Below are 15,094 nucleotides of genomic sequence, written 5' to 3' on the forward strand. Positions count from 1 at the left end.
GTGCGTCTCAAAATTACCACACGGGCTGCGGGGAACCGGCCCGGGAGGACGCGGCGATGGTCACACTGCAGCGGCACCCGGTTCGAGGGTGCTTGGTGGCGCAGCAACTCACACCTAGGCTTTTCGTTATGTCAATACATCCGCGCCTGCCTCCGTCAGGGCCGCCCGAAGATCCCTTCCGCGGGGCGGGCGCCCCGGTGCCCAGCGATGCGAACCCCAGTTGGATGGGCCATGTCCAGCCAGGGAACTACCGCCCGGCACCGGGCCACCACGGCACGCCCGTTGCTGCGGTGGTGCCGCCGCAGGCCCAGGGCGCCATCATCAGGGCCGGCCGGTCCCGCAGCGGCCTGCTGGGCCTGACTCTCGGCGGCAGCGCCGTGGCCTTCCTCAGCCTTTTCCTGGTAATCCCGTTCCTGCTGTCCAACACTGGCCCGGCCGGGTTCCTGGTGGGCTTCCTTGCATCCTTGGTTCCCCTGTCCGTGGTGCTTTTGGCCGTGTACATCATCGATAAATGGGAACCGGAGCCGAAGCGGCTCCTCTACTTCGCCTTTACCTGGGGCTCGGCGGTGTCCATCGCAGTGACACTGCTTATCCAGCCCATTTTTGTCCTCACGTTCCAGTTTTCTGACGAGGCTGACCTCCAGGCCTATATGGCCACGGTGCAGGCCCCCATCGTGGAGGAGTTCGCCAAATCCCTGGGGCTGCTGATTCTCCTCCTGCTGGCCAGGAAGCACTTTGACGGTCCCGTGGACGGCGTGGTCTTCGCATTCACCATTGCCGGCGGTTTCGCTTTCACCGAGAACATTCTGTATTTTGGCCGGGCCATTGCTGAATCGGCGGATCCCGCCGGCAACTTTGCCCAGGTCTTCTTCCTCCGCGGGGTCATGTCACCCTTTGCGCACGCCATCTTCACCGGGACGACCGGCCTGATTATGGGGTTCGCGGCCCGGCGCTGGCATACCGGCGCATCAGTGGCTGCCTTCCTGGTGGGTCTGTTACCGGCAATGTTCCTGCACAACCGCTGGAACAGCATGGGGCAAGGCTTCCTGGTGGATTACATCATGGTGCAGGTGCCCATCTTCTTCCTTGCCGTGGGAGGCATCGTCCTGCTCCGCGTTGCGGAGAAACGGCTGACCCGGCAGCGCCTCCTGGAGTACTCCGCAGCAGGGTGGTTTACTCCCGCTGAGGTGGAACTCCTGGCAACCGTGGGCGGCCGGCGGACGGCCCTGAGCTGGGCGGGCAGTTACGGCAGGAAGCGGCAGATGAAGGAGTTCCTCAAGGCTGCCACCCACCTGGCGAACACGCGGCAGCGGATTCTCAGCGGGCGCGACGTCCAGCTCCACCAGGCTGAGGAACGGCAGCAGCTGCAGCGCGTCCTCGCCCTGCGGGCGGCCCTCGCCGGCTGAGCTTCCATGCGGGCGCTGGCACCGGGCTGGAAGGTTTAACGGTAAAAGGGGGCCGGCATCCACTGATATGGATGCCGGCCCCCTTTTTGCCTGTCGCCTAGGCGAGCAGGGACGGCTTCAGCTGCTGCAGCCGGCCCAGGAGTCCGTTGATGAACTGCGGCGACTCATCAGTGGAAAGCGTCTTGGCCAGGGCCACCGCCTCACTGACCGCGACCCCGTCCGGGACGTCGTCGTTGTACAGGAGCTCCCAGGTGCCGATACGCAGGATGATGCGGTCCACGGACGGCATCCGTTCAAGAGTCCAGCCCTGCGAGTACGTCTCCAGGAACTCATCGATGGCAGCCTGCTGGGAGACCACTCCCTCAACGATTTCGATGGTATAGGGATTGACTACCTGATCAGTCTTCTCCCGCCGCGAGCGAATCACGTCAAAAGCCGAAACCGAGCGCTGCTCAGCTTCGAAGAGAACATCAAGTGCCCTGTTACGGGCTTTACCGCGTGCGCTCACTACTCAGTGACCCGGCCCAGGTAGCTGCCGTCGCGGGTGTCCACCTTGACCTTGGTGTTGTTTTCGATGAACAGCGGCACCTGGATCTCGTAGCCGGTTTCCAGGGTTGCGGGCTTTGTGCCGGCGGAGGAGCGGTCGCCCTGGAGGCCCGGCTCAGTGTAGGTGATTTCGAGGACAACGCTGGGCGGTAGTTCGATGTACAGCGGGGTGCCTTCGTGGATGGCGATGTTGACCATCTGGTTCTCGAGCATGAAGTTGGTGGCGTCGCCCACGGTGGCACCGGAGACCGTGATCTGGTCGTAGTCGGACGTGTCCATGAACACGAAGTCGGCACCGTCCTGGTACAGGTACTGGTAGTCACGGCGGTCCACCGTTGCCGTCTCAATTTTGAGCCCGGCGTTGAACGTCTTGTCCACGACCTTGCCGGACATCACGTTGCGCATCTTCGTACGGACAAAAGCACCGCCCTTGCCGGGCTTGACGTGCTGGAATTCGATGATGTTCCAGAGCTGGCCCTCGAGCTTCAGGACCGTTCCGTTCTTGATGTCGTTAGTGGTTGCCACTGTATCCTCTGGTTTCTCTGTCTGGTCGCGTTGTCAGACGGTGTATGCCGGGCGGACAGGCCAAAAGGCTGCCGGCGCGTGTTTGTCAAAAATCGGGTGCTTAAAAATCCAAGGACCATTCTAGCGGTAAATCGGCGGACACCATTCGGCCGCGCCTTCCGACGGGTGCGGAACTGGGTCAGCAGGCAAGCTCCAGGACGTCCCTGGCACGCTGCAGGGCCACGGTGGACGAGTAGATCTGGGCGGCATCGGCCGACTGTGCCACCCGGAGGTCCAACGCGCGGGCGAAAGATTCCACCGCTGCGGACATCTGGCCTGCGCTGTACTGCGTCTTACCAAGGAACTGCCACACAAGGGCCTCCCGGGGCGTTCCCTGAACCTCAGCGAGAAGCTGGCGGAACAACTCCACGGCACGGTCCAGCCGGTTGGAGACCCGGAGTACTTCAGCTTCGAAGGTGCGCAGCCGGAAGGATTCCGGGTCCTTGAACCTCGCTTCGGCCAGCAGTTCAGCGGCTTCGGAGGCGTGTCCTTCCACCAGGAGCACGAAGATGTGGTCTGCCGGATCGGTGGATACTGCCAGCGCCATCCGGCAGGCGTCCTGGTTAACGATCTCGGGCAGCAACGATTCCGGGTTGATCCGGATGCCCGGGAAGCCGGCCTCGGGCCAGTCTGCTGTACCTTCCCTGTCGCCCTGCATCAGGAAGCAATTTCCTGGTAGGCGGCGAACAGGAGCGAGGTGTCAGGGACGTCAAGCATTCCCGGTTTGGCGATGCCGTCCAGCACAACAAAACGCAGCAGGTCGCCGCGGGACTTCTTGTCGCGGCGCATCCCGTCGAGAAGTCCCTGCCAGCGGTCACGCCGGTAGGTCACCGGAAGCCCCAGGCTCTCAAGGATGCTTCGGTGCCGGTCGGCGTCGGTATCGCTAAGCCGTCCCACGCTGCGGGCAAGCTCGGCGGCGAACATCATCCCTACGGAAACAGCCGCCCCATGGCGCCAGGAATACCGCTCCACCAATTCGATCGCGTGGCCCAGGGTATGCCCGTAGTTCAGGATCTCCCGCAACCCGGATTCCTTCAGGTCCTCGGAGACCACCCTGGCCTTGACGGCAATTGCCCGCTCGATCAGTTCACGGAGGACGTCCGACTGGGGATCAACCACAGCCGTGGGGTCCTTCTCCACGAGGTCAAGGATTGCGGGATCGGCGATGAAACCGCACTTGATGACTTCCGCCATGCCGGAAATCATTTCATTCCGTGGCAGCGTGTCCAGGGTGTCCAGGTCGGCAAGTACCGCGGCCGGCGGGTGGAACGCTCCCACCAGGTTCTTGCCTTCTGCGGTGTTGATCCCGGTCTTTCCGCCCACGGAGGCGTCCACCATGCCCAGCAGGCTGGTGGGCATGTGGATGACTTTGACGCCTCGCAGCCAGGTAGCGGCAACAAAGCCCGCAACGTCGGTGACGGCTCCACCCCCGACGGCGACAATGGCGTCAGAGCGGGTGAAGTCGTTCTGCCCCAGGACCTGCCAGCAGAACGCTGCCACCTGGATGTGCTTGCCTTCTTCGGCATCCGGGATTTCCGCGGTCAGCGACGTGAAGCCGGCTGCGGCCAGCTCGTCGCGGACCGTGTCGCCGGTCAGCCTGAGCGCACGCGGGTGGATCACCAGGACCCGCCGGACGCGCTCACCGAGCAATCCCGGCAGCTCACCCAGCAGCCCCCGCCCGACGACGACGTCGTAGTTTTCAGCGGCGGAAGCGCCGGTGATGCTGATGACAGTTGATTCGGTGCTCACTTTTCAACTTCCTGTTTGGCAGCTGCGTAATTTCGCAGTGCTGCTTCGAGCCTGCCGCCCAGCTCGGAAACCGAGCCGTGGCGCACGTCGAGGGTGATGTCTGCCAGCCGTTCGTAGACCGGTTTGCGGGTGGCGAACATGGCCGTCCAGCGGCCCATTGCGTCCCCTGCCAGCAGCGGCCGTCCGGAGTTCCGGGCGATCCTGCCGGCGACTGTTTGGGCGTCGCATTCGAGGTACACCACGGTGCAGCGTCCAATGAGCTGCTGGGTGCCGGAGTCCAGCACGGCGCCCCCGCCGAGGGAGACCACAGTGACAGTACTGTCCGCCTCCTCAAGGACGGCGGCCACCGTCCGGGCCTCAATTTCACGGAAGGCGTGCTCACCGCGGCCGGCAAAAATTTCCGGGATGGATCCGTACCCGGCAACGATCACAGCGTCGGTGTCCACGAACGGGACTCCGAGCTGGCTGGCAAGCTGCTGCCCTATGGCCGATTTGCCGACTGCCATTGGCCCAATGAGGACAATGGGCCGGCCTGCAGGTCCAGATGTGCTGCGGTGGGGCACTTACTGGCCAATCGAGTCCAGGGACGCCGGAATGTTCTCCAGGTAGCCCTTGATGTTACGGGCAGTTTCCGCCACGGAGTCTCCGCCGAACTTCTCCGTCACTGCCTCGGCCAGGACCAGGGCAACCATCGCTTCGGCAACCACGCCGGCGGCCGGGACGGCGCAGACGTCCGAACGCTGGTGGTGGGCTTTAGCGGGCTCTCCCGTGCTGACGTCGATGGTCTTGAGGGCTCGCGGAACGGTGGCGATGGGCTTCATGGCGGCGCGTACGCGCAGGACGTCGCCAATGCTCATGCCGCCCTCGATGCCGCCGGCACGGTTGCTGGTCCGGACGATCCTGCCATCGGCGTCGCGGACGATCTCGTCGTGGGCGGCGGAACCGCGTCGTGCCGCTGTCAGGAAGCCGTCCCCGACCTCCACGCCTTTGATCGCCTGGATCCCCATCAGGGCCGCTGCGAGGCGGGAGTCAAGCCGCCGGTCCCAGTGGACGTAGCTGCCCAGCCCGGGCGGCAGCCCGTAGGCAAGGACTTCGACCACGCCGCCGAGGGTTTCGCCTTCCTTGTGCGCCGCATCCACCTCGGCCACCATGGCGTCCGAAGTTTCCCGGTCGAAGCAGCGCAGCGGGTCTGCATCAAGGGCGATAACGTTCGCCGGCACGGGCAGGGGACGTCCCTCGGGAACGGTTACGGTGGCGATGCTGACGGTATGGCTGACGAGTTCGATGCCAAGGTGCTTGAGGAACTGTGCCGCCACGGTTCCCATGGCCACGCGGGTTGCTGTTTCGCGTGCGCTGGCACGTTCCAGGACGGGACGGGCCTCGTCAAAGCCGTACTTCTGCATACCGGTGAAGTCCGCATGGCCGGGGCGGGGGCGCGTCAGGGGCGCGTTGCGGGCCTGATCGGCCAGTACTGCGGGATCCACTGGATCCGCGGACATGATCTGCTCCCACTTCGGCCATTCGGTATTGCCCACCTGGATGGCCACGGGACCGCCCTGGGTAAGGCCGTGGCGGACGCCGCCGAGGATCGTCACTACATCCTGCTCGAACTTCATCCGTGCTCCGCGCCCGTATCCGAGGCGGCGGCGGGCCAGAGAGTCTGCGATGTGCCCGCTGGTGATTTCCACACCTGCGGGGACGCCTTCAATAATTCCCATCAGAGCCGGACCATGGGATTCACCGGCAGTCAACCAACGCAACATAATTTCCTATCCTGCCACGTATGGCGGTCACAACGCCCGTCGGGGAAGGCCGACTGCGTCACACATCACATCTATGACAGCTGCATTAACGTCATCTCCCCGCCGGGTGAAAAGTCGAACCTGCTCCACCGCTTGGTACAGGAGCATTTCCAGCCCGGGCACCACTGTTCCTCCGCCGGTCTGCCACACAGAAGCGAGAAGGCTGGGCCACGGATCGTAGGCAACATCCAGCAGGACTCCCGGAAGGGCAGTTTTCAGGGCGGCCACTTCAGCGGCCAGTCCGTCCGCTGCCCTCGGTGGAAGGGTCGAAATGACGACGTCGGCTGCTGCTGCCGTGCGCGCAGCTTCCGCGAGGTCCCGGATGTCCAAGGCAAAGTCCAGGCTTCCGGCGGCCGTGCGTACCTCCGCGGTCCGGGACGTATTCCGGACGAAGACCGTGGCATTGCTGGACCCCAGCTCCTTGAGTGCGGCGACGGCTGATGCCGCAGTCCCCCCGCCGCCAAGGACCACAGCGGACGGCGCTGCTCCCGAGCCTGCATGCCGCAGCGCGTTCACGATCCCGGCAACGTCGGTGTTGGAGCCAATGGTGCGCCGTGCGTTGCCGTGTTCCTCAAACGAAACCGTGTTCACCACGCCCAGCGCCCCGGCGACGCCCCGGACTTCGTCCACCTGTCCGAGCATTGCCGTCTTTAAGGGCATCGTGACGGACAGGCCACGCCAGCCGGGCTGATCGCGGATCTGCCCCATCAGGGCGGGCAGCAGCAGCTCCGTGACGTCTATCGCTGTGTAACTGATGTCAATGCCGAGCGCGCCGTACGCAGCGAGGTGCAAAGCAGGCGACTTGGAGTGGCTGATCGGGTGGCCCAGGACGGCAGCCCGTAGGGTCACGTGCACCGTCCGACGTTGGCCGTGCACCAGGCGTTGTACTGCTCAACGTAGCGATTATGCTCATCCAGCGTCTTGGAGAACTTGGTCTCCTTGGTATCCAGGTTGATGGTTACCCAGTACAGATAGTCATTCGTCTTGGGCTTCGCGGCAGCGTCGATGGCAGTCTTTCCCGGCGACCCGATGGGGCCGGGGGGCAGGCCGGGATTCGCATAAGTGTTGTAGGGGTTGGACTTGTCCTGGCGCTGTTCATCAGTGAAGTTGTAGCTCTTGGTGCCCAGGCCATACGTCACGGCCGAGTCCACCTGGAGGAAGCCGCCGGTCTGGTCGTTGGGCTTGAGCCGGTTGTAGATGGCTCCTGCCACGTCCCCGTACTCCGCCTGGCCGCCCTCGGCCTGGACAATGCTGGCGACGATGACGGCCTCGTACTGCTTCGCAGGATCCGTGATGCCTTGCGACACAAGTTCGTCGGTGGTGATCTTGACCAGGGCCTGCAGGATGTCCTTGGCCGGGGTGCCGAGCGGGAAACGGTGCTCACCAGGGGCCAGGTAGCCCTCAAGGTTCTTGGCGCTGGCGGGCAGGCCGAACTGGGCCGGCTGGTTGCTGAGGCCCTGGAGATCCTGGAAGGAGATTCCGGAGCCCTGCGAGATCGCCTGCAGGGACTCGCCAATGCGCAGGCCGGCGCTGAGGGCGAAGTAGATGACCTTGGCCTGGTCTTTGCCCAGGAGGACGTTGACGGCGTCGGAGTTCTTCATCTCGTTCTTGAACGTGTAGTCCCCCGGTGCCAAAGTCCCGCCGGAGGCTGTGAAGCTCTGGAGGAAGGTGTCGGCATTGGCAACGACCCGTTCGCTTTCCAGCTTAGCGGCCACCGAACGGGTGCCTTCCCCGTTCTCTACGGTCACCATGACTTCGCCCGAGCCCGGGCCCGGGAAGTCGCTCGGCTTGCTGTCGCCGAGCAAAGGCTTCAGGAAGGAAGCGCCGACAGCGACGGCAGTGACGAAGACGGCAAGGGTCAGGAAAAGCGCCAGGAGCCGCCGGCGCCGGCGGACCTTCTTCGAGGGCTTCGCCACTACGGCTGCTGCCGCTGTGGTTGGAAGGATTTCGTGATGCTGCACGGCGTCATGCTGCCCCTCCGCATAGTGGGTTTCCTCGTAGTGCGCGGGGTCGTAGCCGGCATCAGTCTGATATCCGTCATGATGCGGCTCGGTGCCGTACTCATGCCCGTCCGCATAGTGGCGTTCGTCGTCGTACTGGGCTCCCGCTGCGTGATGGTGCCCGGCAAGGGCCGGCGCAGCGAAAAGTGCCGGCGCGTCAGCGGCCTGCAGGTCCTCATACCCGGCGGCTCCCTGAGGATGCGCGTGGCCATGCCCTTCATGCTGTACCTCGTCCGGATGCACGTCCTGGATGGACGGCGGGGCAGCAGGAGCAGCTGGAATCCCGTGTTCTTCAGGTTGCTCCGCCTGGCCCTGGGGTGACGTTTCTTCGCGCAATGCTTCATCCTGACGCCGTGGGGCTGATTCTGCGGCCACGGGGGGTTCCGAGGGCAGCGGTGGAATGTTGTGTCCGGTCTCGTACGCCTGCTCAGGAACAACGTCGTGGTCCCCCGTGTTGAGGGTCTTCTCGCGTGCACGGAGTTCCTTGCGGGTCAGCGGTCTCGCTGCCCCTGCGTCCAGCGGACTGGAGGCGTCGTCAATGTTGGCAGGGCTCACTGTTGCCTTCCATTATCTGAAGATCGGGCCGTATCACCGGGGGTGGCGGAGACCGGGCGGTCCTGCCCAGTGCCTCCCGGGTCCACGGAAGGGGCCGGCGGCGTCACGCGTGAGCCGACGTCCGCTCCCCTGGTTTTCTGCATGTCGATGGCGTGCTGAAGGATACCTGCCGCCGCGACCTGATCAACTACTTTACGGTGATTCCTGCCGCTCATGCCAGCTTCATGCAGGTTGCGGTGCGCTGAGACGCTGCTCAAGCGCTCGTCCACAAGGTTCACCGGCACGGACAGGGCGCGGGCAGCCAGCTCCACAGCGAGCAACAGGGCGTAGTCCGTGGCCATCCTGGCCGAGGAACCTTCTTCACCCTTCATGGTGCGCGGCAGGCCAACAATGACCTGCACTGCGCCCAGCTCCTGAACGAGGTTTGCAATAACCCGGACATCGGAGTTTTTCCTGGCGTTGCGATCCAGCGTTTTGTAGGGTGTGGCCAGGATCGAGTCGGGGTCGCAGATGGCGACTCCCACCCGGACGGTGCCGACGTCCACCCCCAGCTTGATGCCCTGGGGGTAGGCGCCGGCAGCAGCAGGACTGGTCATGGGAGGATCAGCGGCGCGAGATGGCGTCCACGACCGCTGCCAGGGCTGCGGCCACCTTGCCCGCGTCCGTGCCGCCGCCTTGCGCTACGTCATCCTTGCCGCCGCCGCCGCCGCCGAGGATGCCCGCGGCCAGCCGTACCAGGGCACCGGCCTTAACGCCGGCTTCCCGTGCGGCTTCGTTCGTGGCCACCAGGATCATGGGGCGGTCGTTCGCGACGCCGGCGACAGCCACCGCAGCGGCAGCTGAACCCAAGCGGTTCCGCAGGTCCAGGGCCAGGCCGCGGAGGTCGTCAGCGCCACTGACCTGCCCGGCATCGTGGGCAATGACGCTGACCCCGGAGGCATCCTTTGCGCTGTTGACGAGCTGGGCAGCCGCGGCAGCAAGCTGCTCCTTACGCAGGCGGTCCAGTTCCTTCTCGGTGGCCTTGAGCTTGGCCAGGGTGGCGGCAATCCTGTCGGCCAGCTGGCCGGAGGGAACCTTGAGCATGTCGGTCAGTTCGGTCACCAGGGCACGTTCTGCGGCCAGGTGGCGGAACGCCTCCATACCCACGAAAGCCTCCACACGGCGGTTTCCCGAACCAACGGACTGCTCGCCGAGGAGGGACAGGCTGCCGATCAGTGAGGTGTTGGCCACATGGGTGCCGCCGCACAGCTCGCGGGACCACGCGCCGTCGATCTCCACCACGCGGACTTCGCTGCCGTAGTTCTCCCCAAAGAGGGCCATGGCGCCCAGGGCCTTGGCCTCGGCCAGTCCCATCACCTTGGTTTCCACGGCGTAATTGTTCCGGATGGCGAGGTTGGACACCTCTTCGATCTCGGAGCGGGTGGCGGTGCTCAGGCCCTCTCCCCAGGCGAAGTCGAAGCGCAGGTAGCCGGCCTTGTTGTAGGAACCGCGCTGGGTGGCTTCCGGGCCGAGGATCTGGTGCAGGGCGGCATGCACAATGTGCGTGCCGGTGTGCGCCTGTTCGGCGGCGTGGCGGCGTTCACGGTCGACGGCGGCGCGCACCAGCGAATCTGCCTCGATCTCACCTTCCCGGACAATCGCCTTGTGCACGCTGAGGCCCTTCAGGGGACGCTGGACGTCCAGCACCTCGACGACGAAGCCGTCGCCGGTGATGAGTCCCGTGTCGGCTGCCTGCCCGCCCGCTTCCGCGTAGAAGGGGGTTTCGGAGAGCACGAGTTCGATTTCATCGCCGGTGGACGCCTGCTGTACCGGGCGCCCGGCGGTGAGGATGCCGCGGACGCGGGACTCGCCGTCGAGCTCTGTGTAACCGGTGAAGACCGTCTCGCCCTGCGACAGGATGTCCTGGAAGGCGCTGAGATCGGCGTGGCCGCCCTTCTTGCCCTTCGCATCGGCCTGGGCGCGCTGGCGCTGTTCCTGCATCAGGCTTCGGAAGGCGGGCTCGTCCACCTTGAGGCCGGCTTCCTCGGCCATCTCGAGCGTCAGGTCGATGGGGAAGCCGTAGGTGTCGTGCAGGGCGAAGGCATCGGCCCCGGACAGCGGCTTGTTGGCAGCCTTGGATTCCTTGACCGCGTCCTCAAGGCGGGCGGTGCCGGAAGCGATGGTGCGCAGGAAGGCCTTCTCTTCGGCGTACGCGATGCGGCTGATGCGGGCGAAGTCAGTCTCGACCACCGGGTAGACGCCCTTCATGGCATCGCGGGAGGCCGGAAGGAGCTCGGGCAGGCAGGCCTGTTCCACGCCGAGGAGGCGCATGGAGCGCACGGCACGGCGGATAAGCCGGCGCAGGACGTAGCCGCGGCCCTCGTTGGAGGGGGTGACGCCGTCGGAAATCAGCATGAGGGCGGACCGGATATGGTCGGCGACCACGCGCATGCGCACGTCATCCGTGTGGTGCGGATCCTCGTCCGTCTCGGCGGAGGTGTACTCCCGGCCGGACAGTTCAGCAGCTTTGTTGATCACGGGGCGGACCTGGTCCGTCTCGTACATGTTCTCCACGCCCTGGAGGATCATGGCCAACCGCTCCATGCCCAGGCCGGTGTCAATGTTGCGCTTGGGCAGCTCGCCCACGACGTCGAAGTCTTCCTTCGAACGGACGTTTTCGATCTGGTACTGCATGAACACGAGGTTCCAGATCTCGATGTACCGGGTCTCGTCGGCCAGCGGGCCGCCCTCGATGCCGTACTGCGGGCCGCGGTCGTAGTAGATCTCGGAGCAGGGACCGGCCGGGCCCGGCTGGCCCGTGTGCCAGTAGTTGTCCGATTTGCCCATCTTCTGGATGCGCTCGGCGGGTACACCGGTGTTCTTCAGCCACAGGTCCTTGGCTTCGTCGTCCTCTTCGTACACCGTCACCCACAGGCGCTCCGGCGCCAGGCCGTAGCCGCCGTCGTCTACGCCCGTGGTCAGCAGTTCCCAGGCGAACTTTATGGCGTCTTCCTTGAAGTAATCGCCGAAGGAGAAGTTGCCGCACATCTGGAAGAACGTTCCGTGGCGGGCAGTCTTGCCGACTTCCTCGATGTCACCTGTGCGGATGCACTTCTGCACGCTGACGGCGCGTGAGTAGGGCGCTTCCTCCCTGGCGGTCAGGTAGGGAATGAACGGCACCATGCCGGCAACCGTGAACAGCAGCGAGGGGTCGCTGGAAACCAGCGATGCGGAGGGAACCGCGGTGTGGCCCTTGCTGACAAAAAAGTCCACCCAGCGCTTTGTGATCTCCTGCGACTTCATGAGCTGTGTACTTACCCTTCTTGCTCCGCACTTGGATTCGCGGAGGTTCTTTCGCTTGGCAGGTCCCGTGGGTTCGGTCCCCGCCGCAATGGTTCTAACGTTTGGTGGGCCCTGGTTTAGGCCGGCCGGGTCCCGGTCACTGACGGACCAGGTCTGCCGATTCCACGCCGAGGGCGGTCCGGAGGTCAGTCTCCCGCTCGCGCATTCCTGCGCGGACGGCGTCTGCAAAGTCGTAGACACCGTCGGCAAGACGGTTCACGGCGCGGTTGAGGCCCTCCGGGCCAAGTGTTGACTGCATACTGGCCTGGGCCTCGGTCACCTTGCGGAATGCGATCACTCCGATCGCCACGCCGATACCCATCCAGACAAATCGTTTCATTTCTTGTTCTCCCGGAACTTAGCGGCTGCGGCGGCCGGCGGCCGGCTTCTTGCGGTTGGCCAGCGCGGTGCGGACGCCGTAGCTGAAGGCCGCCACCTTGATGAGCGGCGACCCCACGGTGGCCGCCACCAGGGAGGACAGGGCCGAGAGGTTCGCGGACGCATCGGAAACGTTGGACGAAATGCCGTCCACCTTCTTCAGCTGCTGGTTGGTGGTGGAGACGGTTGCGGTGACCTCGTCCATGAGGGGCGTGGCGCCGTCGCTGAGGGACCTGATGGAGGTGCGCACCTCGTCCAGGACCCGGCCGAGCTTAAGGATGGGCACCGCGAGCAGCAGTACCAGGACCGCAAATACTCCGGCAGCGATCAGGCCGGCAATATCGCCACCAGACATAGACGTTCATCTCCTCGAAATTCTGTGGTTCGGTTCCATCCCGGCGGGTGCGTGTGAAGCGTGTTCCGCGGATGTCCCCCAAGTACCTTACATACAAAGAAGCCCGCGGCGCTTGCCACGGGCTTCTTTGGATACGCTGCTGGAATTTAGCGTGCGTAGAATTCGACGACCAGCTGCTCTTCGCAGGTCACGGGGACCTCGGAGCGCTTGGGGCGGCGGACCAGGCGGGCCTGGAGGGCTTCCAGCTTGACGTCCAGGTACGCCGGAACGGCGGGCAGGACGTCGCGGTGGGCGCCGGCTGCTGCAACCTGGAGCGGAACCATGGTTTCGCTGCGGCTGTGGACGTGGACCAGCTGGCCCTCGCCGACGCGGAACGACGGGCGGTCAACGCGGACGCCGTCAACCATGATGTGGCGGTGCACAACCAGCTGGCGGGCCTGGGCGATGGTGCGGGCGAAGCCGGCACGCAGGACCAGGGCGTCAAGGCGCATTTCGAGCAGTTCGATGAGGTTTTCACCGGTCAGGCCCTTGGTGCGGCGGGCTTCTTCGAAGGCACGGGTCATCTGTGCTTCGCGGATGCCGTACTGGGCGCGCAGGCGCTGCTTTTCGCGCAGACGTACGGCGTAGTCGGAGTCCTGCTTCTTGCGGGCACGGCCATGCTCACCGGGGCCGTACGGGCGGCGCTCCATGTACTTGGCGGCCTTGGGGGTCAGAGCAATGCCGAGGGACCGCGAGAGGCGGGCCTGACGGCGAGCACGAGTGTTGTTAGCCACTTGTGTCCTTCCAATATCTGCGGTGTGTCAGTGTTACTGGCCTCCACGATGGAGAGCATCGGCCAACCGCTGCCTTTTGCTACTGGGCGCAGGGCATAACCTTCTCAACGTGAAATTGGGGAGATTGTGCGCCTGTGCCTTGCCAGACAAACATCTAGCCTACCACGGCGGTCACTTGCCCCGGACAATCCGGCGAAGCCGTTCCAGCCGCACGGCAATGTCCCGCTCGGCGCCGTTGGCCGTGGGCTGGTAGTAGTCCTTGCCTGCCAGATCGTCCGGCGGATACTGCTGGGTGGCAACACTGTGCGGGGCGTCGTGGGCGTACTTATAGCCGAGGCCGTGGCCCAGCTGCTTGGACCCGGGATAGTGCGCGTCCCTCAAGTGGGCAGGAATGCCGTTTCCGAGGCCGGCGCGGACGTCGGCGATGGCCTTGTTGATGCCCATGTACGCGGCGTTGGACTTGGGCGCCGTTGCCAGGTGCACTACTGCCTCGGCCAGGATGATCCGCCCTTCGGGCATTCCGATCAGCTGGACCGCCTGCGCTGCGGCAACGGCAGTCTGCAGGGCCGTGGGATCTGCCATTCCCACGTCCTCTGCTGCTGATATGACGATCCGCCGGGCGATGAAGCGCGGGTCCTCCCCCGCCTCGAGCATCCGGGCAAGGTAGTGCAGGGCGGCATCCACATCGGAGCCGCGGATGGATTTGATGAAGGCACTAATGACGTCGTAGTGCTGGTCGCCGGCACGGTCGTACCGGACAGCGGCAACGTCCAGGGCGCGCTCGGTATGTTTGAGTTCGACGGCGACGGGCCCCTCCCCTGCATCATCGGCGTCCCCGAACGCAACGCCGGCGGCCGCTTCCAGTGCAGTCAGGGCACGGCGCGCGTCGCCCCCGGAAAGCCGCACAAGGTGGTCGAGTGCTTCCTCAGTGAGGTCAACTTTCCCGCCCAGTCCCCGTGGATCTGCTACTGCACGCTGGATCAGTCCCTGGATGTCCGCGTCCGTCAGCGGTCTCAGCGTCAGCAGCAGGGACCGGGACAGCAGCGGCGACACCACGGAGAACGATGGGTTCTCGGTGGTTGCGGCCACCAGGACCACCCAGCGGTTTTCGACGCCGGGCAGCAGGGCGTCCTGCTGGGCCTTGTTGAAGCGGTGGATCTCGTCCAGGAACAGGACCGTGGTGGTCTTGTACAGGTCCCTGGCTGTCAGGGCGTCGTCCATCACCCGCCGCACGTCCTTGACTCCGGCGGTGATGGCAGAAAGTTCAACGAACTTCCGGCCCGTTCCCCGGGCAATGACATGGGCGAGGGTGGTTTTGCCGGTTCCGGGCGGGCCCCACAGGATGAGGGAGGTGGGTCCGGCGGGGCCGGAGGTGTCCGCTCCCGCCCCGGCGGCGAGCTGGCGCAGCGGCGACCCTTGACCCAGGAGGTGTTGCTGCCCCACCACCTCGTCAAGGGTGCGGGGACGCATCCGGACGGCGAGCGGGCCCCGGGGGGAGGTGTTGCTCCCCCCTCCCGCGGGCCGGCCGGGGGCCGGAGCAGCGTCGCCGCCGCCGTCGTCGTCATCATTGCCGCGGCCGTGCCCGAAGAGATCTTCCACATAGATAGGCTACTTCCAGTTCACGTCCCGGTTCCGCCGGGAGTCC

The 15,094-nt window shown here is 65.1% G+C and carries 15 protein-coding genes; 1 reads left to right on the top strand and 14 read right to left on the bottom strand.

All coding sequences use genetic code 11. The features are described 5' to 3' along the window. Positions 1-128 precede the first annotated feature (128 nt). Positions 129-1,406 (top strand): PrsW family intramembrane metalloprotease, encoded by a 1,278-nt coding sequence (locus CXX84_RS05265; RefSeq protein WP_102975647.1) that lies wholly within the window; start codon positions 129-131, stop codon positions 1,404-1,406. A gap of 97 nt (positions 1,407-1,503) precedes the next feature. Here the strand turns inward: CXX84_RS05265 and nusB are convergent, their stop codons facing one another. The 14 genes from nusB to CXX84_RS05335 form a co-directional block, all read right to left on the bottom strand. After that, on the bottom strand, positions 1,504-1,914 hold the full coding sequence (gene nusB, locus CXX84_RS05270) for a transcription antitermination factor NusB (protein ID WP_102975648.1): 411 nt from the start codon (positions 1,912-1,914) through the stop codon (positions 1,504-1,506). Further along, positions 1,914-2,477, bottom strand: coding sequence for an elongation factor P (gene efp / locus CXX84_RS05275; RefSeq protein WP_050054941.1), 564 nt, complete (start codon positions 2,475-2,477; stop codon positions 1,914-1,916). The genes nusB and efp overlap by 1 nt, the downstream gene beginning before the upstream one ends. Positions 2,478-2,655: 178 nt before the next feature. Next, positions 2,656-3,174: a tetratricopeptide repeat protein gene (locus CXX84_RS05280; protein WP_102975649.1), complete on the bottom strand. Its 519-nt coding sequence runs from the start codon at positions 3,172-3,174 to the stop codon at positions 2,656-2,658. Next, positions 3,174-4,265, bottom strand: coding sequence for a 3-dehydroquinate synthase (aroB, locus tag CXX84_RS05285; RefSeq protein ID WP_102975650.1), 1,092 nt, complete (start codon positions 4,263-4,265; stop codon positions 3,174-3,176). Before aroB ends, CXX84_RS05280 begins: the two co-directional genes overlap by 1 nt. Beyond that, complete coding sequence (locus tag CXX84_RS05290; RefSeq protein WP_411266191.1) at positions 4,262-4,771, bottom strand: shikimate kinase; 510 nt, start codon at positions 4,769-4,771, stop codon at positions 4,262-4,264. Before CXX84_RS05290 ends, aroB begins: the two co-directional genes overlap by 4 nt. A 57-nt stretch (positions 4,772-4,828) precedes the next feature. Beyond that, on the bottom strand, positions 4,829-6,028 hold the full coding sequence (gene aroC / locus CXX84_RS05295) for a chorismate synthase (RefSeq protein ID WP_102975652.1): 1,200 nt from the start codon (positions 6,026-6,028) through the stop codon (positions 4,829-4,831). A 27-nt stretch (positions 6,029-6,055) separates the two neighbouring features. Beyond that, positions 6,056-6,916, bottom strand: coding sequence for a shikimate dehydrogenase (locus CXX84_RS05300; protein ID WP_102975653.1), 861 nt, complete (start codon positions 6,914-6,916; stop codon positions 6,056-6,058). Beyond that, complete coding sequence (gene mltG / locus CXX84_RS05305; protein ID WP_102975654.1) at positions 6,913-8,622, bottom strand: endolytic transglycosylase MltG; 1,710 nt, start codon at positions 8,620-8,622, stop codon at positions 6,913-6,915. The genes CXX84_RS05300 and mltG overlap by 4 nt, the downstream gene beginning before the upstream one ends. Then, positions 8,619-9,218: a Holliday junction resolvase RuvX gene (ruvX, locus tag CXX84_RS05310; protein WP_102975655.1), complete on the bottom strand. Its 600-nt coding sequence runs from the start codon at positions 9,216-9,218 to the stop codon at positions 8,619-8,621. Before ruvX ends, mltG begins: the two co-directional genes overlap by 4 nt. 7 nt (positions 9,219-9,225) lie before the next feature. Then, positions 9,226-11,904 (bottom strand): alanine--tRNA ligase, encoded by a 2,679-nt coding sequence (gene alaS / locus CXX84_RS05315; protein ID WP_102975656.1) that lies wholly within the window; start codon positions 11,902-11,904, stop codon positions 9,226-9,228. 136 nt (positions 11,905-12,040) lie between these two features. Further along, positions 12,041-12,283: a hypothetical protein gene (locus CXX84_RS05320; RefSeq protein WP_223252979.1), complete on the bottom strand. Its 243-nt coding sequence runs from the start codon at positions 12,281-12,283 to the stop codon at positions 12,041-12,043. 18 nt (positions 12,284-12,301) lie between these two features. Continuing rightward, entirely contained in the window at positions 12,302-12,676 is a 375-nt protein-coding gene (locus CXX84_RS05325) for a DUF948 domain-containing protein (RefSeq protein WP_102975658.1), read from the bottom strand. Positions 12,677-12,822: 146 nt separating this feature from the next. Beyond that, positions 12,823-13,449 (bottom strand): 30S ribosomal protein S4, encoded by a 627-nt coding sequence (gene rpsD, locus CXX84_RS05330; RefSeq protein WP_066276228.1) that lies wholly within the window; start codon positions 13,447-13,449, stop codon positions 12,823-12,825. Between the two features lie 171 nt (positions 13,450-13,620). Further along, on the bottom strand, positions 13,621-15,048 hold the full coding sequence (locus tag CXX84_RS05335) for a replication-associated recombination protein A (protein ID WP_102975659.1): 1,428 nt from the start codon (positions 15,046-15,048) through the stop codon (positions 13,621-13,623). Between the last annotated feature and the right edge of the window lie 46 nt (positions 15,049-15,094).

Source organism: Arthrobacter sp. AFG7.2 (genome assembly GCF_002892835.1).
In the GTDB taxonomy this organism is placed as follows: domain Bacteria; phylum Actinomycetota; class Actinomycetes; order Actinomycetales; family Micrococcaceae; genus Arthrobacter.